The sequence below is a fragment of the Bifidobacterium angulatum DSM 20098 = JCM 7096 genome (genome assembly GCF_001025155.1).
Classification (GTDB): domain Bacteria; phylum Actinomycetota; class Actinomycetes; order Actinomycetales; family Bifidobacteriaceae; genus Bifidobacterium; species Bifidobacterium angulatum.
This window is the reverse complement of the sequence record NZ_AP012322.1, coordinates 495,535-513,118: the sequence shown is the minus strand read 5'-3', so window position 1 is coordinate 513,118 and position 17,584 is coordinate 495,535. Positions and strand designations below refer to the sequence as shown.

Sequence of the window (17,584 nt, the reverse complement as noted above, 5' to 3'; positions counted from 1 at the left end):
GGGAAAGGCCGGCAGATCAAACAGCCGAAGCGCCATCGATATGTGCATATTATGTGCGCACGCATGGGAATCCTGTAAAACCTATGCCGTCAGCAATGGCAATGCGTATATTAAGTGGACGGCACACCCTAATATGAGTACCACAAGACGCGTGCGCCAGCATGCGCACCGACCACACATCCGCAGGGATCTAAGGACCTCCACCATGGACGAGAACGCATTTCACGATTGGCTTATCACCTGCTTCGGCAAGGAGCAGGGCGACGCTGTCTGGCAGCAGATTTCCCAGCTTCCCGATTCGATTCGCGAACAGTTGCTCAGCCAGGATCCGAGCACACTGCCCAACCCGGCCGAAGTGCAGCAGCTGATGAACGCGTTCACCGTCGGAGGACTCAATACCGTCAACGAAATGCAGCAGACCGTGCAGGACGGCCCCATCAACATCAAGCTGGCGAAATCGCTGGCCTTGCAACGAGCCAACGCGGACGGCTCGCGCACTACTGTCAGCGCCGAAGAGGGCGCGGCCGTGCGCAAAGCCATGAGCGAGGCGAATCTATGGCTCGACAGTGCCTGCGAATTCGCACCGCCGAGCGGTGACCCGCAGGCTTTGACCCGCGCCGGATGGGTTGAAGGCACATTGGACGCATGGGCGAAATTCGCCGCACCGATCGCCGCTTCGATGGGAGATGCACTGGCCTCGGTGATCTCCGAACGTCTGGGAGATTCCTTCAACGGCGAAATCGCCGGCATGTTCGCCGGTCCGGTGCCGATTCCGATTCCCGAAGGCATGAAGGACCCTGCACAGCTGATCAAATTGCTGGGCAATACGTCATTCGCCATGCAGCTCGGCCACGCCGCCGGCGTGCTCAGCCGGGAAGTGCACGGCGGTTTCGATCAGGGCATCGCGCTGCTGTCCAATCCAGCCGGCGCGCTGATCGCGCAGAACATCGAGGAATACACCGCATCGTTGAACAGCAATGTGGAGGATTCCTTCGGCAACATCTCCGAGGAGGAAACCGCAGCAGATGCAAAGACCGATAAGGCCGACGCCGATGCATCCGCCGGCGAGCAGCACAGCGCGATGGACGCGCAGACCGAGGCGCTGTTCAACGAAATCGTCCAGCCCGATCCGATTCCACAGGATGAAGTGATGACGTTCCTCGCCCTACGCGAGGCCGCGCACGCACGCCTGTTCTCGGCGGTTCCATGGCTGATGCCACGCTTCGAAGCACTGATCGGCAAATACGCCCGCGGCATCTCCATCGATCTGGATGCGATGGAAGAACAGCTGCGCGACGCCGAAAGCCTCGACCCCGATTCCATCTCCAATGCGGTCAACCTCACCAAGGTGGGAATTCCCGATACCCCGGAGCAGCGTGAGGCCATGGCATCGATCGAGTCACTGCTGGCGCTGGTCGAGGGATGGGTGGATTGCGTGGTCTGGAGGGCCGGCATGGCGCATCTGCCGCATATCGAACAGCTCACCGAAATGGCTCGCCGCGAACGCGCCACAGGCGGGCCTGCCGAGCGCACGTTCGAAAGCCTGCTGGGATTGGAACTTCGCCCCAAGCGCATGCGCGAAGCCGCCGACCTATGGTCCATGATCACCGCCGCCGACGGCCCGGAGGCACGAGACGCCAAATGGACTCACCCGGACATGCTGCCGTCCTTGGATGGCGGGGCAAACGGTACTGCCCCCAACTCGCAGAATCCCACCGACCCGCCTTCCGGCGGCAATGATTGGGACGCCGAACTTTCCAAGCTGCTTGGCGAGGAAGACAGCTGATCCCACACTCGTTCATCCGTAACGCGCGGTAGGACGCAACGGCTTCACACCTTGTGTTGCCTTCTGCGCTCTACCGCGCGTTACCTCTGATATACGCCACTGCCAACACAACGCTTATGCGTGGCATGGGTATGCGCCGCCGGAGCCACCCGGCTACCCCGTCAGCTGAGGAAACGGCTCAGCACACGCTGCTGGGAGCCCATACCGTCTTTGGAACGGGCATACGACATATGAAGCGTATCTTCGGCTCGTGTGATGGCCACATACATCAGACGCCGCTCCTCCTCCAAGTCGTCGCCGTTGCGGGCGGAACCGTATGGCAGCAACCCCTCCGAACAGCCGACCACGAACACATGCTTGAATTCGAGGCCTTTTGCGGCGTGGATCGTGGATACGGTGACACGGCCGAGCTTACGCACCGCAGCGTCATCCTGTTCATGCATCGTCTCGACCAACGCCAGTTTCCCTGCCGTCTCGAGATCCGCGACCGGCGATGACGATGCCCAGCCGGAATCACGCCGGACGCGATACCCCAGCCGTTCGGTGCGCAATGCGCTGCAGCAGGCGGCCTGTTGGGCGTTGATTCGCGTCAGAATCGCACAATCCGAAGGGTTCGCCCCGTTCGCCACCAATTTCGCGATACGGGCGGCAACCCCCTGTGCCTCCAGCAGATCCGTCTCGTAGATATTGCGAGACACCCTGCTGCCGTTGGCCCGAGCGGAGCGCAATTTCAGATAGTCGTGCCGCACCGGGGACGCCGCCAATACGCGATTGGCATAGTTCACTACCTGCGGCGTGGAACGATAATCCGTGTCCAAGCGGATATCGGCGGCCAGGGGTTTGAACTCGTCGGCGAAACCCAGCAGATCATAGCTGGATGCGCCGGCGAACGAGTAGATGGTCTGTGCCGGGTCACCCACCACACACACATTGCGGTTATCGCCCAGCCACAAGCGCATCAGCCTGTGCTGCAACGGGGATACGTCCTGGTATTCGTCCACGGTAAGCCATCCGATGGCATGGCGGATCCGAGCGGCGGGCTCGTCGAATTCCTCAAGCACATGGCACATCATGAGCAGAATGTCATCGAAATCCATCTCGCCGCGCGCGGTTTTCTCCAGCTCGTAGGCGTCGTAGATATCGGCGAAATGCGAGGCGTCGATCCCCGCCGGCATACAGCGTTCGACGGCGGCCGCCACACGTTCCACCTCGCTTGGGGCCACCAGCGACACCTTCGCCCAGTTGATCTCGTCGCGCACCGCGCGAACCGTCATATCGTCCAACCTGTCGGCAAGACCCACCCTGCGCATGGCGCGCATGGTGATATCACGCGCATCCTCAATCAATCGTGGAAACGGCGCCTCGCACACGTCGGCCCACACACGGCGAAGCTGCCGCAATGCCGCCGAGTGGAAGGTCGCCGCAGTCACCTGGCCACCCACGCCCAAGGATTCGAGACGCACCCGCATTTCAGCGGCCGCCTTGACGGAGAACGTCACCGCAAGCACACGCGACGCATCCCATTGGCCGCTTGCGCACGCATGGGCGATACGCCGGGTCACCGTACGGGTCTTGCCCGCGCCAGCGCCAGCGATAATACGTACAGGGCCTTCCAGCGCCGTCGCCGCAGCCAGCTGCGCATCATCCAAACCTTCAAGCAGCTCGTCCATGCACCCCATTGTGGCAAGCGGCCTGCCCACATACGGCGGCATGACGGCGAAATCAGCGCCATGATGCCCACCCTCGGTCGTGTCTGGCCGCTCTGGGCCGCACATGTATTAGTGTGGAAGCGTGACTGAACGAAACGAACTCATGATGGCGGCGCTGACCTCGGCTGCCATGCCCTCCATCGTCGTGGCCGGCGTATTCGCCGGTACCACGCATGCGCACGGCATCGACCAAGCACAGGTGCGCGACGCGTCGGGCACCGTATACGACGTGTACGCCACCAACAGCGATCAAGGACGACAACTGTTGGCTTCGCGCGTACAGGCGTCGCGTGCGCTCTGCGAGGTAAGGGAATCGGGCGGACTCGGCTTTTCGCTGGGTCGCGTGCTCACCTTCGTGCCCGGCACCGATGCCAAGGGACCGACCGGAGACACCGCGGTAATGGTGATGATGCATCAGGATGGTGCCGAAGTGCCCCTTGACGTGCTTTCGTCAACGCAATGCTCCGCCATGGGAACCGCCATCGGCGCAATCCACCGTCTGCGCACGGATTTCATGCAGGAGGCGGGCTACCCGGTGTTCGTCACAGGGCAGATCAGGGCTCAGTTGACCGCTTGGATCAGGCGGCTGCGCAATGCCGGCCATGTGCCGAGCGAGATCACCACAAGCTGGGCGCGCATCATGGATACGGAGGGGCTGTGGTCGTTCTCGACATGCATGGTGCATGGCGGGTTCGATGACGGCGATGTGCGTTTCAGCGGATCCACCATCACCGCCGTGAACAATTGGCAGAACATGCAGGTCAACGACCCGGCACGCGATCTGGCCTGGATCTTCTCAAAGCTTGATGAGGAACGTCGCAACGCGGTGCTTACCGCGTATGGGCGCATGATGGGCAACCGTCTTGACGATCTGATCATGCTGCGCGCCAACCTGTGGGTGCAGATGGAGCAGGTAGGCGATTTCATCCGTGCGTTGAACAATGCCGACAACGATCGGATCATCCAGTTCAAGGCACAGGTGGACCGTCTCGCGCATCAGCTCGGCGTGAGTGTAAGAGGTACTCAGGCATCCCACGGCGCTACGGTACAACCGTCCGCCGGCAAGCACCCCTCCACGATCACGGTCGGAACGCTGCTTCAGGGCGATGAGAACGGCATGCGTTCGGGCAGCGGGTTCGCCGATGCGGACGACAGCACGCTCGACCCGGACAACACCGGTTCCGCGAACATCTCCACTCATTCCGGCGCATCTTCCGACAGCACGGCAAGCGGGCATTTCGCATCCGCGCCGATGCCCGACATTCCTCCCATCTCCTCGGCCACCATCGCGCTCGGCCAGATGGACGACGCAACCGGCAACACCCATGTATCGCCCGGGGAAGGCGTGGTAAGCGACGACACGAACGAGCACCACATCGTGGCGAACCAGGCGAACGGCAACACGCTGAACAACGAGCAGCCGCAACGTTTCTCCATTCCGGATCTCAACGCGCCGGCAACGGAGGTGATCCCCCTGCTGGAGCGGGAGGAACGCGCCCTGCATGACGCGCAGACCGGATTGGATGCGTCGGATGTGACGAACGAACGGAATATCACGCCGCAAGCGTAATCAGCACTGTGGTTTTCGCCACACCAGAGCAGAATATAGCCATATACGAACCAACCAAGGAGCATTTCAATGGATATCGAACTGGGCATTCAGAACGTGGCACGCGCCGTCACCTTCAGCACCGAGGAATCCGCAGAGGCCGTCAACGCCACCATCAGCGCCGCAGTAGCCGAGAACAAGCCGATCGTGCTGAACGACGACAAGGGACGCAGGATCATCGTCCCCGCCGGTGCCCTTGGCTATGCGATCGTCGGTTCCGAAACCAAGCATGCCGTCGGCTTCGGGGCACTCTGATCGGTTGTACCGCCAGCGCACAGGCAATGTGCGCACCATATGCGTTGAGGGCGCCTTCCGCCAGTAAGCAGGAAGGCGCCCTCAACGCATATCAGCAGAGCTCCGGCCAGACAGCCGGCTCACCAGCCGACGTTCAGACGAGTGCAAGCACCCCTCGTTCCACGATCCGTTCCACCGTGGCCGCATCGGTCAGATTCTCCCCCAACGCGTTCAGCTTTCCTGCGCCATGCCAATCGGACCCGCCGGTCACCAGCAGCCCATACTTGCGTGCAAGATCAAGCAAACGGCGACGCTGATCGGGAAGATTGCCGCGATGCCACACCTCGAGACCATCCAATCCGGCATCGACCAGCATGCCGATCTGCGCGTCGGACAGTAACGTGTCGTTGCGACGCCTATCGCCAGGATGCGCGATGACGATCACGCCGCCAGCCTGTTTGACGGTCTCCACCACCTCCCGTGCCGTTGGCGACGGCGTGGGAATGTAATACTTCGATTGCGCACTCACCGCCCCGGCGAACGCCTCGCTTCGCGTCCGGTACACGCCGGCCGCAACCAGCGCGTCCGCGATATGAGGCCTGCCCACCGTGGTGCGGCTCCCCTCCTTGACCTGCTGCTCGACCTTCTGCCATGTAATCGGAAAATCCTGTGCCATGCGTTCGACCATATGCCGCGTGCGCAGCAAACGCTTACGTCTCGTAGTCGAAAACATATCCGCGATCCGCTTGTTCGCCGGATCATATTGCAAGCCAAGCATATGCACGCTCACCGAACCGCATACGGCCGTGATCTCCGTTCCCCGCAACAGTGCGATTCCTTCGCGGGCGGCAGCATCCGCGGCATCGTCCCAACCCGCACTGGTGTCATGATCGGTGATCGCAATGCCATCCAGCCCATTGCGCAATGCCAGCGAAACCATGCCCTGCGGGGTTTCCGTCCCATCGGAAAACACGGTATGGCAGTGGATATCCCACCCCGTTTCAGGCGGCTCATCGGGAATCTCATAGCGTGTCATGACCCCTATCGTAACCCACTGTTAAGCTCGTTGCGCAGCATGAGGGAACATCCGCAGCCGGTTCAATGAGGAAGGAACAGCATCCATGAGCGACGAAGCAACGGAAAACACCGATCTCAAGCCACACGGCTGGAGACACAGCGCCACCTGGACATACCTGGTGATGCTGGCGGCATCCGCCGCGGCATTGGTCGTATCGTTCATATTGAGCGCAGACACGCTGAAACTGGCGCGGAACCCCGGCCAGCAACTGGGCTGCGACGTCAACGCGGTATTGTCCTGCTCCTCGGTCGCCCAATCATGGCAGGCCGAAATCGTGAAATTCGGCGGACTGAGCTACCCGAACGCATTCTTCGGCATCGCCGCGGAATCGGTATTCGTCACCATCGCCGTCATAGGATTGGCACGCGTCACCGTGCCACGCTGGTTCGCCACCTGCACCTGGCTGGGAGGGCTCGCCGCGCTCGCGTATTCGTACTGGCTGACCTCGCAGTCGCTGTTCGTGATCCAGGCGCTGTGCCCTTGGTGCCTGGCGCTGATGTTCTCCACGACCATCCAGTTCATGGCGCTTTCGCACGCGACGGCCGTGGTCCAGGAATTGCCCGCACGCAAGAACGGCGCAGTTCGCGGTCTCGACACGTATTACCGGCTTAATTACGATCTGATGGTCGACGTGGTGTGGATTCTGGCTTTGGTTGCGATCATCATGGTCAAGGATGGACCGATGATATTCCGCTAGAACCGTCATCCCGTCTCCCATATTCGCCATCGCGGCGGAGGCATCAATGAAGGGCCGCGCATCGATTGTTCGGTGCGCGGCCCTCATTGATGTCGTAGGCGACACCGTCGCCCGCTCAATCACAACAGCGTGATGTCGCCCACCAGCGTCGCGTCTCCGGTAAGTTTCACATCCGTGTCGCTCACGTCGATGCGCAGCACACCGCCACGCACGGCAATCGTCCAATGGTCGATGCCGGTCTTGGCGCGAAGCGTGACGGCGGTGGCGCACAATCCGGTACCGCACGACAAAGTCTCACCACAGCCGCGTTCGTTCACGCGCATGGTCGCCGTGCCGAGGTTATGGTCGGCGTCCCGCGTATCGATACGCACGAATTCCACATTCTGGTCGGATTCCAGCACCGGGCTGACCACCGGCTTGGTCACCAGGTCGAGATCCTCCACCGCAGGCAATGTGGCCTTGCCGTCTTCGATCACTGCAACGACATGAGGATTGCCCATATCCACGTATGTACCGCGCGCAGACCCTGCGGTCCCCGGAATCGTCACTTCGAAGGCATCCACCTCGCCGCGCTTCCATGCGCCCATGTCCACGCGGAACACGTTTCGGCCAAGCCCTTCGACGCTGCCGAGCGACGTGAGCACCTTCACGCCGGCGCGGGTGCCCAAATGGAAGGCATCGCCCTTGGCGTAGCCGCGGTCATAGGCGAACAGCGTGATCGCGCGGGTGCCGTTGCCGCACATCTGGGCCAGGGAACCGTCGGCATTGCGATAGTCCATGAACCATTCGGCACCGTCCTCACGGCATTCGGCGATCTGCTCGGCCGTCAGATCGGACACGTCCTCGGGATGTGCGAGACGGATCACGCCATCTCCGCCAATGCCGAAATGGCGATCGTCAAGGTGCCGTACCTCGTCGGCAGTCGGCTCGAACCTGCCTTCGGGATCGGCATATACGACGAAATCGTTGCCGGTGGCATGCGTTTTGGTGACTTGCTGCGGAATACCCATGCGCCCCACCCTACCCGTCGCCATGCTCAACACCGCATACCGACCGGCACCGCACGCCAGGAACGCCTACAGTGGCGCAATGGGACGATTCCCGCACATTGCGGCGAGTACTCTAGAAAGAGTCTGATAATCCAGGCTCGATGAACGGGAAGGAACGCATATGAGCTCAACGGCACCGATCGGCGTATTCGATTCCGGCCTCGGCGGCATTTCGGTGGCCCGGCAAATCGCACACGATATGCCGGACGAAAAGGTGCTGTATTTCGGTGATTCCGCGAATGCGCCATATGGGACCAAAACCCCGCAGCAGGTGCGCGATCTCAGCTTCGCCATCGTGGAACAATTCGTAAAACAAGGTGTGAAGGCCGTGGTCATCGCCTGCAACACCGCCACATCGGCAGCAGCCGACGCACTGCGCGACACCTACGACATCCCGATCATCGGCATGGAACCGGCGCTCAAAGTCGCCTGCGACCGCGGCCACGGGCACCGCCAGCGCGTTATCGTCGCCGCCACGCCGCTCACCCTGCGCGAGCGCAAATTCGCCAAGCTGATGGACCGGTTCAAGGCGGACCACACGATTTTCCCCGAACCCTGCCCCGGCTTGGTGAACATCGTCGAGCATGGCCAGCTGGACGACCATGACACCGTAATGCGCACCCTGCACCATTATTTCGGCAACTACGATCTGCCGACCATCGACTCCGTAGTGCTTGGATGCACGCATTTCGTGTTCTACCGCGATTATTTCCGCGAACTGCTGCCCGACACCGCCGCGATCATCGACGGCAACGAAGGCACGGTGAGGCATTTGCATGTGGTGCTGGAATCATTGGGCAAACTCGCTCCGGAGGGGGCGGAGGGCGGCGTTACGATCGCCAATTCCGACACGTCCCCACGCACCGCCGAACTGGCCTCGTACCTGCTGCACCGCAATTGATCGCCGACCCCGTCCGCCGCCAGCATTTTGCGCCGATGGCCGAACAGCCTTCCGGAAATGTCCGCCGAAACGGCATAAGCTTGGCTCAGCAACACGGCCATCGCACCGACTAGCGCATGGCCAATACCTCATAAGACCCTGAATAGGCAAACAGGAAAGGGGCAGTCCTATGGCACATAGAACAGCGATGATCGACGTTGGCGGCGGCTTCCGCGCGATTTTCGGCGCGGGGGTAATGGACCGCATGCTGGAGGACGGCATTATGGTCGACCATTGCTATGGGGTTTCCGCAGGCAGCGCGAATATGGTCTCCTATATCTCCAAGCAGCATGGCCGCACCCACAAGTTCTACACCGAATACGCCTTCCGCAAGGAATACGCGAGCCTCGACAGCTACATCAAAAACCACAATTATGCCAATCTGGATTACATGTACAGCACGCTGAGCAACCATGACGGCGAATATCCCGTCGATTATGAGGCGTTCGCGGCCAATCCCACCGGCTTCACCGTAGTCGCCTGCAACGCCGAGGACGGGTCGACCAAGTATTTCGACAAATCGGATGTCAGCTACGACAATTTCGACATCATGAAAGCCTCGTCGGCGGTGCCGTTGGCTTGCGAACCGTATGTAATCGATGGCGTGCCGTATTACGACGGCGGCATTGCGGACCCGATTCCGGTGCAAAAAGCATTGGATGACGGCTACGACCGCGTGGTGGTGATTCTGACGCGATTGAAGGACGTGCTGCGCGAACAGAAAAAGGACATCGGCCCGGCGACCATTCTCAAGCGCACGCACCCGGAGGCGGCGGAACGCCTACTGAACCGATGCCAGACCTACAACGACGAGGTGGCGCTGGCCAAAGAGGTCGAGCAGGACGGACGCGTGCTGATTCTCGCGCCGGAAAGCCTATACGGCCTGAACACCCTGAGCAAATCCTATGAGGGCCTGGAACGCATGTACCGAGCCGGATATGCGGCGGCCGAGGCCATTCCGGCATTTCTCAACAGCTGAAAGCCCGGCGGCAACAGGAACGCCGCTGCGGGCAACGGCGGACGGCGATGACGTAGGCAATGCCTGCCAACGGGCGAACAGCACACGAAAGGACAGACCAATGCAACGGCTGAATCCACAGACCCTAGTGACCTTGTGGACCATCGAACAGCTTGGCTCGTTCTCGGCCGCCGCCCGCGACATGGGTTGGTCGCAGCCCGCCATCAGCCAGCAGATCAGAAAATGCGAGACCGAACTCGGCGTAAGCCTTGTAGACCGCACCTCGCATGGCGTGGAGCTGACGCCGGCGGGCAGAATCCTCGCCCGTCATGGCCAGCTCATCGAAAACCGTCTTGCTCAGGCAGGCAAAGATCTTGAGGAATACCGGCGCAACGGCTCCACGCATATCCGGCTCGTCGCTCCCCCATCGGTGTGCTCGTCGTTCGTGGCACGCGTACTGGTGCATATCAGCAAATCGACCGACATCCGCGTCAGCCTTATGCAGATGGAACCGCCGGAGGCGGTCAAGGCATTGCATCAGGGCCTTGCGGATTGCGCAATCACATTCCGATACAATTCGCTGCCCGGCATGGACGATTCCACCGACCTTAACACCGAATGCTTCGGCATCGACCCCCTGATGCTGCTGGTCGGCGCTTCCAGCAGCATCGCCGCAACATACCGGCGTACCCAGGAGCCGGTGAATCTGAGCGAAGCTTGCGACGAGTCATGGATCGCCGGCTGCGAAACCTGCCAAGCCAATCTCGTCTCCTTGGCGAAAGCGGCGGGATTCTCGCCGAATATCACGCATTCGACCGATGACTACTGGGCCACGCAGAATCTGGTCGAGGTCGGTATGGGCGTATCCATCGTGCCGCGTTTGGCGACCATGGCGGGGTTGCGGGGCGATCTTGCCGCATGCCCGATCAGAGACGCCAACGCATTCCGCCAGGTCTGCTTCGTTGCCCGGAACGGCGACGACCGCCCCGCCATCGCACAGGTGCGGCGGGAAATCGGCAAAGCATCCAGGCAGTATCTCGAACCGGTATGTTAACCGGTCGATTCACAGCAGTCGGTTCACAGCAGTCGATTCAAAACAGTCAGTTCACAGCAGTCGGTTCACAGCAGTCGGCTCAAAGTTTTATGACGAGCCCTGGCATCCTCTTGCGTAAAAACACCCTGTGATATAAGCAAAGTTCATAGCAGCCAAACAATCCGGCGGAGGAACACCCTCGCTTCCACGCCGCGCATCACGCATGCTGAAGGTATGAGCGATATCAGCATGACTTCAACAGATCCGGCCGCCACCGCAACCCACTGCCATGAGCAGGCGAACACATCAGGTTTCGACGCGGAAGCCATCGACCGCACTTCCGCCGCGGACCTGGCGGCCATCGGCGGCGACAAGTGGACCCGCTACCCCGGTTGCATCGGCGCGTTCATCGCCGAAATGGACTACGGCCTGGCGCCCTGCATCCAGCAGGCCATCGACAACGCCTGCGACCATTGCAAGCTCGGCTACATCCCCGACCCATGGAAACGCCGTGTGGCCGAAGCCTGCGCCAAGTGGCAGAAAGACCATTACGGCTGGAATGTAAGCCCGGACATCATCCGACCGGTTCCCGACGTGCTCGAAGCGTATGAGATCTTCCTGCGTGAAATCGTCGGCGCAGGCAATTCGGTGATCGTGCCGACGCCGGCCTACATGCCGTTCCTGAGCGTGCCGCGCCTATACAACATCGACGTGATAGAAATCGACATGCTGCAGGACGGCGACGCATGGGCCTTCGACTTCGATGCCATCGAGCAGGCGTTCCGCAACGGATGCAAGGCGTTCGTGCTGTGCAACCCGCACAACCCGATCGGCAAGGTGCTTACGCTTGACGAGGAACAGCGAATCTCCGACCTTGCCGCCGCATACGATGCGCGCATCTTCTCCGATGAGATCCATGCGCCATTCGTATTCGACGGCTACACGCACATCCCCTTCGCCACCATCAGCGAACAGGCCGCCATGCAGTCCATGACCGCGACCAGTGCCTCCAAATCCTTCAACATTCCCGGCACGAAATGCGCGCAGGTGCTGCTCACCAATCCGGACGACCTGACCATGTGGATGGATCGCGCCGAATGGAGCGAACACCAGACCGCGACCATCGGCGCCATCGCCACCACCACCGCCTACAACGAGGGAGACCCCTGGTTTCAGGATGCGTTGCAGTATGTGAAGCGCAACTTCACGTTGGTCGATGAGGAAATGCACGGACGATTCAACAAGGTCGGCTATGTGAAACCACAGGGCACGTACATCGCATGGCTCGATTTCAAGCCGCTCGGCATTACCGACCCGGCGGCGTATTTCCTCGACAGGGCCAAGGTGGCGCTTACCGACGGCAAGGAATGCGGCACGATTGGTCAGGGGTGCGTACGCATGAACTTCGCCATGCCGCGACCGCTGCTGCGCAATTGCTTCGACCGCATGTATGTGGCATTGCACGAGGATGGGCTGTTGTAACAAACAGCGTGCTGTCGGAGCGAGGATTGCAGGACTTCCACAACCTTCACTCCGGCAACGCCTTTCGGTATTTTTTGGGGAGAGGCTTGATTTCTCCGCAGGAATATGGATTATTGCCATCAATACTGCATTCCGTAGGTGGTTTTGCGGTTCCGTAGGTGGTTGCCCGCGGAACCGCCACCGGGAAATGGCCTCAGTCAAGCCATTTCCCAAAACCGTTATCCCGCCATACCCTCCTACGGAATGCAAAAACCACCTACGGAATCCCCCATGCCCACAACAGCATCAGGAATATACATGCAAACGCTCGACACATGCCCTGCCCACATGCTATTACTTCTGACGCCAAGCCATCAAGCATCAAGGCACCAGGCATCGGGAATCCTGTGGAAGCCTCATTATGCTCAGGCTGCAATTTTCGTCGGGCACGGCCCATGCCCCTTCCCCTCCCCAGTCGCCATATAGCTCATTACACAGAAGGGGCGGTTCAGCTTTGAACTGAACCGCCCCAATAGCATTTCAGGCCCACAACCACGCAAACCCGAACACGCCTACAGCTGACCGGCCTTACTTGCCCGCCTCCATGGCGGCGATGACCTGATCGCGCATCTCATTGAAACCTCCCGGCGTGGAGGCCGGCAGCACAACCGTCTTCGTGTTCTGCGAGGAGGCGAGATTACGCATGGTGTCGAGATACTGGTTGAACAGCACCACGTTGTTCACATCGCTCACGTTCATGCCCACGGCCTGCAGGCTCTTGATCTGATCGACGATGCCGTTGGCGATCTCACGGCGGTAGTTGGCCTGGCCTTCACCCTGCAAACGGGTCTTTTCAGCCTCGGCGGCGGCCTGCGTCTCGATCTGGATACGCTGCGCCTCGGCGCGCTGACGGGTGGCCTCCTTCTCACGCTGGGCCGCATTGATGGAATCCATGGCGCTTTTGACCTGCGGGCTCGGGTCGATGGCGGTGATCAGCGTCTTGACCACGGTGAAACCGAAACGAGACATCTCATTGCCCACGGTCTTCTGCACATCGAAGGCGACATCGTCCTTACGGGAGAACGCGTCGTCAAGCGTCAGCGCCGGAATGGCGGAACGCAGCGCATCCTCCATGTAGGAGCGCAGCTGGCCGGCTGGATCGCGCAGCTCATAGTAGGCGGTGGCCACATTGCTGGGATCCACACGGAACTGTGTGGAAGCCACGACGGTGACGAACACATTGTCGAGCGTCTTGGTTTCCAACTGCACGTTAAGCTGGTTCACACGCATGTTCGTCTTCATAGCGATACGGTCGACGAACGGGATACGAATATGGATGCCTGCGAACTGAACGGTGTGGAATTTGCCGAATCGTTCGATGATGTAGGCCTGCTGCTGCGGCACGATGAACAACGTGGACAGAAACAGCGCGGCGATAATAATGACAATGACAAGAAGTGTGAGCAGAAAGCCCATGTCCTCTCCCTTTCCTTTGCAAAGGTGCGCTGCATCCGTTGCAACGCACCTTTTCAGCGTATCAGAGCGGAACATGGGCCCGATTCGCATGGCCAGGAGCTGGGCAATGCCTGTCCGCGAGCTGGACAGACGTATCGGGTCGGGCGTATCGGTCAGGCGGCATACGCTCCGGCGATGGCTTGGTCGAGGTCGGCTATCAGATCGTCGACGTTCTCCAAACCGATCGACAGACGGATCAGATTATCGCCTACGCCGGCCGCCTCGTAATACCGCTGCGGCACCTCACGATGCGTCACATGCGTCGGGTCTACGATCAGCGAGCGCGAGTCTCCGCTGTTCGTCACGCGCTCGTCCCTATCACCGTTGCCTATACAGCGCACGAATCGTCATAGGGCTTATTTATGAGGAGTTATCGAGCCGAAAAAACGCAGAAAATCAACGATTTTCTCGACCAATAACAATGCCGTTCCCGCAGGGAAAGTCATATGTTATTCCCCTTGTGGAAACGGCATTTCAAAAAGCAAAACGGCCTTACAGCACGCGCCCCACCCGGCGCACGGCCTCGCGCAGCAGATCCTCCGATTTCAGCAGGCTGAACCTCACGTAGTCCACGCCCACTGTGCCGAAGCATGTGCCTGGCAAGGCGGCGACAGCGGCGCGTTCCAGCAGCAGGTCGGCGAACTGCTCACCGTTCAATCCTTCCGGCGCATGCACCCATGCGTAGATGCCGCCGTCCGAATCGAATACGTCGAGCCCGAGCTCGCGCAGCCCACCTGCCACAATCTTTCGGCGCAATGCATAACGTTCCGCCAACTCATGCACACAACTCTGGTCGGATTCCAATGCGGCCGCTCCGGCGTCCTGCACACTGCCGGTGATCATGGAACCCATCTGGTAGTGGTATTGCTTCACATGGCTCACGATGTCGCTGTTTCCCGCAATGAAACCGGCACGCCAGCCGGCCATCGCATACATTTTCGATAGTGAGCACACTTCCACGGCCACGTCGAACGCACCGGGCAGCGACAGAATGCTGATCTGCTGTTCACGTACGCCAAGCCCCGCATAGGCGAAGTCCTGCACGATGGCGAACCGGTGTTCGCGAGCAAGTTCGATGGCACGTTCCAGAAACCCTCGCGGCGCCTGCGCTCCGGTCGGATTGTTCGGATAGTTCAGGATCAGCACCTTCACGCGATCCCAGGTATCCGCAGGAACCGCATCCAAGTCAGGCAGGAACCCGCGTTCCGGCAGTGACGGCAACAGTATTTCCTCAGCTCTGCCCATTACCGTCATGCAATGGTATGACGGGTAGTAGGGGTCGGCGTAGGCCACGGCGTCTCCAGGCGATACGAGCACCGCGAATAGTGCGGCCAAGCCATCGACCGCGCCTTCCACGGCGAACAGCTGCGTCTTCCAATCAAGGTCGACATCATACGTATTGCGATACCACGCCTGCGCCGCCTTGAGGAAGCTCGGCTTGCCATCGAACGGCGAATACCTGGCGTTCGCCGGGTCGTCCACGCCCTTTTTGGCGACTTCACGAATAAAATCCGCGGGGAACGCATCCGGGTTGCCTTTCGCCAAGTCGATCACATCCGCACCGCCCGCCACGGCCGCGGCCACTTTGCGATCCATGTCCGCGAACACGTTCGGCGGAATGGACTGGGCGACCGTGGTGAACGGGACCGGGGAAACATTCGAAGTCATACACAAACCTGCCTTACTCAACCTGCTGTATTGGCACTATCACTTGGCTGCACTTCACGCGACTGGCGCCGTCGTGCCGCCCGTCAGTGGGTCACTTTGCGTGCGATGGCATCGCCGATCCACTGGATGATCTGCACGATGACGATGAGGATGATCACAATCGCCACGAGCACACCGGTTTCGTAGCGGTTGTAGCCGTATTGGATGGCCATGTCGCCGATGCCGCCGGCCCCGATGGTGCCGACCATGGCGGAATAGCCGATCAGCGAGATGATGGTGAGTACCACGCCGCGGATGAACGACGGCAGCGCTTGGGGGAATACCGCATCGACAATGATCTGCCGTGTGGTGGCGCCGGTGGAGATGGCGGCTTCCAGCAGACCCGGGTCGACTTCGGAGAATGCGCTTTCCGCAATACGTGCGAAGAACGGTACTGCCGCAATCGATAGGGAGATCGCGCCGCCGGTCGGCGTGTAGGGGTCGCCGAGCAGGAACTGGGCAACTGGGATGAGCACGACCATGAGAATGAGGAACGGCAACGAGCGAATGGCGTTGACGATGAATCCGACGATCACGTTCAGCGCATGATTGGGTGTGAACAGACGGTTTTCGGTCAAATACAGCAGCAATGCCACCAGTGTGCCCAGCACCACGCCGATCACGGCCGACACGATGACCATATAGGCCGTGTCCAGCAATGCCTGACCGAGATTCTCTTGAAGAATCTGCAAGGTCTCTTCCATATCGATCATGCCTCCCTAGCTTCAGCGGATTCAGCGTTCCCGGCGCTTTCCGTGGCCCCTGCGGCTGCCGCCAACTGTTCGCGGTCGAGTTCGCGATAGCTGTACACGTGCGTTCTTAGCTGGCCGAGCGCCTGCGTCAACGACTTGCCGTCGCCCGCGACCAGCACGATCAGAATGCCGATTGCCTGCGAACCGAAGTATTCCACGTTGGCGTGCAGCACGTCGATGCTCACACCGTAATCCTGCGCCACCTGGCTGATCAGCGGTTCCAATGCGGCATCGCCCTTGTATCGCAGCTCCACGATGGTGCCCGCCGGCAGCGACGGCACCAGCTGCGGCGGCACCTGAATGCCAAGGTAGCGTTCCACCAGCGCCTTGGTGGTCGGGTGCTTCGGCGCGCTGAACACGTCGAAGGTACTCCCCTGTTCCACGACCACGCCGTTTTCCATGACGGCCACGCGGTCGAAGATCTGTTTGGCCACATCCAGCTGGTGGGTGATGAACACGATGGTGATGCCCAGTTCGCGGTTGATACGCTGCAGCAACGCCAGAATGCCTTCGGTGGTTTCGAGATCCAATGCGCTGGTCGCCTCGTCGCACAGGAGGATTTCCGGCTTGTTGGCCAGGGCGCGTGCGATGGATACGCGCTGCTTCTGCCCGCCCGACAAGCTCGACGGGTAGCTGTCGATCTTGTTTTCCAGCCCAACGAGCGTAAGCAGTTCACGGATGCGCTCGTTCCACTGCGCTTTCGGATAGCCGCCGGCTTTGAGCGCGAATTCGATGTTCTTGCCGACAGTGACGTTGGTGATCAGGTTGAAGCCTTGGAAGATGAACCCGATGTTCTTGCGCAGTTCGCGTAACTGTGCGCCTGTAAGCCCGGTGATGTCGTTGCCGTCGATGAGCACCTGGCCTTCGGTCGGGCGTTCCAGCAGGTTGATGGTGCGTACCAGTGTGGATTTTCCGGCTCCGGAGAATCCTACGATGCCGAATATCTCGCCTTTGTCCACACTGAGGCTCACATGTTTGACCGCTTCGACGGTTCGTCCGCCTTCGTGGAACGTGACCGAAACATCGTTCAGTTCGATGACGCTCATTATCCCTCGT

At 60.4% G+C, this 17,584-nt stretch carries 16 protein-coding genes; 8 read left to right on the top strand and 8 right to left on the bottom strand.

Annotated features, from left to right (window positions below):
• The first annotated feature begins 205 nt into the window (after positions 1-205).
• Positions 206-1,786 (top strand): zinc-dependent metalloprotease, encoded by a 1,581-nt coding sequence (locus BBAG_RS02065; RefSeq protein WP_003825639.1) that lies wholly within the window; start codon positions 206-208, stop codon positions 1,784-1,786.
• Positions 1,787-1,947: 161 nt separating this feature from the next.
• On the opposite strand, the gene BBAG_RS02060 is transcribed toward BBAG_RS02065, so the two are convergent.
• Positions 1,948-3,465: an ATP-dependent helicase gene (locus tag BBAG_RS02060; protein WP_033508620.1), complete on the bottom strand. Its 1,518-nt coding sequence runs from the start codon at positions 3,463-3,465 to the stop codon at positions 1,948-1,950.
• A 133-nt stretch (positions 3,466-3,598) separates the two neighbouring features.
• On the opposite strand from BBAG_RS02060, the gene BBAG_RS02055 reads away from it, so the two are divergent.
• Together BBAG_RS02055 and BBAG_RS02050 are read left to right on the top strand one after the other, a co-directional pair.
• The gene (locus BBAG_RS02055; RefSeq protein ID WP_003825637.1) at positions 3,599-5,065 is read left to right on the top strand and encodes a phosphotransferase; all 1,467 of its coding nucleotides are present in this window, start codon (positions 3,599-3,601) and stop codon (positions 5,063-5,065) included.
• A 69-nt stretch (positions 5,066-5,134) separates the two neighbouring features.
• Positions 5,135-5,359, top strand: coding sequence for a DUF3107 domain-containing protein (locus tag BBAG_RS02050; RefSeq protein WP_003825636.1), 225 nt, complete (start codon positions 5,135-5,137; stop codon positions 5,357-5,359).
• A 133-nt stretch (positions 5,360-5,492) separates the two neighbouring features.
• Here the strand turns inward: BBAG_RS02050 and BBAG_RS02045 are convergent, their stop codons facing one another.
• The gene (locus tag BBAG_RS02045) at positions 5,493-6,374 is read right to left on the bottom strand and encodes a PHP domain-containing protein (protein WP_003825633.1); all 882 of its coding nucleotides are present in this window, start codon (positions 6,372-6,374) and stop codon (positions 5,493-5,495) included.
• An 85-nt stretch (positions 6,375-6,459) separates the two neighbouring features.
• On the opposite strand from BBAG_RS02045, the gene BBAG_RS02040 reads away from it, so the two are divergent.
• Positions 6,460-7,113: a vitamin K epoxide reductase family protein gene (locus BBAG_RS02040; RefSeq protein ID WP_003825631.1), complete on the top strand. Its 654-nt coding sequence runs from the start codon at positions 6,460-6,462 to the stop codon at positions 7,111-7,113.
• A gap of 119 nt (positions 7,114-7,232) precedes the next feature.
• On the opposite strand, the gene dapF is transcribed toward BBAG_RS02040, so the two are convergent.
• Entirely contained in the window at positions 7,233-8,123 is an 891-nt protein-coding gene (gene dapF, locus BBAG_RS02035) for a diaminopimelate epimerase (RefSeq protein ID WP_033508546.1), read from the bottom strand.
• 160 nt (positions 8,124-8,283) lie between these two features.
• Here dapF and murI point away from each other — a divergent pair, with 160 nt between their 5' ends.
• The 4 genes from murI to BBAG_RS02015 all read left to right on the top strand — a co-directional run bounded on the left by murI (position 8,284) and on the right by BBAG_RS02015 (position 12,575).
• Entirely contained in the window at positions 8,284-9,063 is a 780-nt protein-coding gene (murI, locus tag BBAG_RS02030; protein WP_003825626.1) for a glutamate racemase, read from the top strand.
• A gap of 169 nt (positions 9,064-9,232) precedes the next feature.
• On the top strand, positions 9,233-10,081 hold the full coding sequence (locus BBAG_RS02025; protein WP_033508544.1) for a patatin-like phospholipase family protein: 849 nt from the start codon (positions 9,233-9,235) through the stop codon (positions 10,079-10,081).
• Between the two features lie 100 nt (positions 10,082-10,181).
• The gene (locus BBAG_RS02020; RefSeq protein ID WP_003825622.1) at positions 10,182-11,114 is read left to right on the top strand and encodes a LysR family transcriptional regulator; all 933 of its coding nucleotides are present in this window, start codon (positions 10,182-10,184) and stop codon (positions 11,112-11,114) included.
• A 228-nt stretch (positions 11,115-11,342) separates the two neighbouring features.
• Positions 11,343-12,575 carry a MalY/PatB family protein gene (locus BBAG_RS02015; RefSeq protein ID WP_033508618.1) on the top strand — a complete coding sequence of 411 codons (1,233 nt, stop codon included), beginning with the start codon at positions 11,343-11,345 and terminating at the stop codon, positions 12,573-12,575.
• Positions 12,576-13,142: 567 nt separating this feature from the next.
• Here the strand turns inward: BBAG_RS02015 and BBAG_RS02010 are convergent.
• From BBAG_RS02010 to BBAG_RS01990, 5 genes are all read right to left on the bottom strand, one after another.
• Positions 13,143-14,030 (bottom strand): SPFH domain-containing protein, encoded by an 888-nt coding sequence (locus BBAG_RS02010; protein ID WP_033508542.1) that lies wholly within the window; start codon positions 14,028-14,030, stop codon positions 13,143-13,145.
• Between the two features lie 152 nt (positions 14,031-14,182).
• Positions 14,183-14,374 carry a PLP-dependent transferase gene (locus tag BBAG_RS02005; RefSeq protein ID WP_231855881.1) on the bottom strand — a complete coding sequence of 64 codons (192 nt, stop codon included), beginning with the start codon at positions 14,372-14,374 and terminating at the stop codon, positions 14,183-14,185.
• A gap of 187 nt (positions 14,375-14,561) precedes the next feature.
• Positions 14,562-15,737 carry a pyridoxal phosphate-dependent aminotransferase gene (locus BBAG_RS02000; RefSeq protein ID WP_003825613.1) on the bottom strand — a complete coding sequence of 392 codons (1,176 nt, stop codon included), beginning with the start codon at positions 15,735-15,737 and terminating at the stop codon, positions 14,562-14,564.
• An 83-nt stretch (positions 15,738-15,820) separates the two neighbouring features.
• Complete coding sequence (locus tag BBAG_RS01995; protein WP_033508614.1) at positions 15,821-16,480, bottom strand: methionine ABC transporter permease; 660 nt, start codon at positions 16,478-16,480, stop codon at positions 15,821-15,823.
• 5 nt (positions 16,481-16,485) lie between these two features.
• On the bottom strand, positions 16,486-17,574 hold the full coding sequence (locus BBAG_RS01990; RefSeq protein ID WP_003825610.1) for a methionine ABC transporter ATP-binding protein: 1,089 nt from the start codon (positions 17,572-17,574) through the stop codon (positions 16,486-16,488).
• Between the last annotated feature and the right edge of the window lie 10 nt (positions 17,575-17,584).

Bases quoted from the DNA above. Each gene is read 5' to 3' on its own strand.
- BBAG_RS02065 (WP_003825639.1), top strand. From the start codon at position 206: ATGGACGAGAACGCATTTCACGATTGGCTTATCACCTGCTTCGGCAAG.
- BBAG_RS02060 (WP_033508620.1), bottom strand. From the start codon at position 3,465: ATGGGGTGCATGGACGAGCTGCTTGAAGGTTTGGATGATGCGCAGCTG.
- BBAG_RS02055 (WP_003825637.1), top strand. From the start codon at position 3,599: ATGATGGCGGCGCTGACCTCGGCTGCCATGCCCTCCATCGTCGTGGCC.
- BBAG_RS02050 (WP_003825636.1), top strand. From the start codon at position 5,135: ATGGATATCGAACTGGGCATTCAGAACGTGGCACGCGCCGTCACCTTC.
- BBAG_RS02045 (WP_003825633.1), bottom strand. From the start codon at position 6,374: ATGACACGCTATGAGATTCCCGATGAGCCGCCTGAAACGGGGTGGGAT.
- BBAG_RS02040 (WP_003825631.1), top strand. From the start codon at position 6,460: ATGAGCGACGAAGCAACGGAAAACACCGATCTCAAGCCACACGGCTGG.
- dapF (WP_033508546.1), bottom strand. From the start codon at position 8,123: ATGGGTATTCCGCAGCAAGTCACCAAAACGCATGCCACCGGCAACGAT.
- murI (WP_003825626.1), top strand. From the start codon at position 8,284: ATGAGCTCAACGGCACCGATCGGCGTATTCGATTCCGGCCTCGGCGGC.
- BBAG_RS02025 (WP_033508544.1), top strand. From the start codon at position 9,233: ATGGCACATAGAACAGCGATGATCGACGTTGGCGGCGGCTTCCGCGCG.
- BBAG_RS02020 (WP_003825622.1), top strand. From the start codon at position 10,182: ATGCAACGGCTGAATCCACAGACCCTAGTGACCTTGTGGACCATCGAA.
- BBAG_RS02015 (WP_033508618.1), top strand. From the start codon at position 11,343: ATGACTTCAACAGATCCGGCCGCCACCGCAACCCACTGCCATGAGCAG.
- BBAG_RS02010 (WP_033508542.1), bottom strand. From the start codon at position 14,030: ATGGGCTTTCTGCTCACACTTCTTGTCATTGTCATTATTATCGCCGCG.
- BBAG_RS02000 (WP_003825613.1), bottom strand. From the start codon at position 15,737: ATGACTTCGAATGTTTCCCCGGTCCCGTTCACCACGGTCGCCCAGTCC.
- BBAG_RS01995 (WP_033508614.1), bottom strand. From the start codon at position 16,480: ATGGAAGAGACCTTGCAGATTCTTCAAGAGAATCTCGGTCAGGCATTG.
- BBAG_RS01990 (WP_003825610.1), bottom strand. From the start codon at position 17,574: ATGAGCGTCATCGAACTGAACGATGTTTCGGTCACGTTCCACGAAGGC.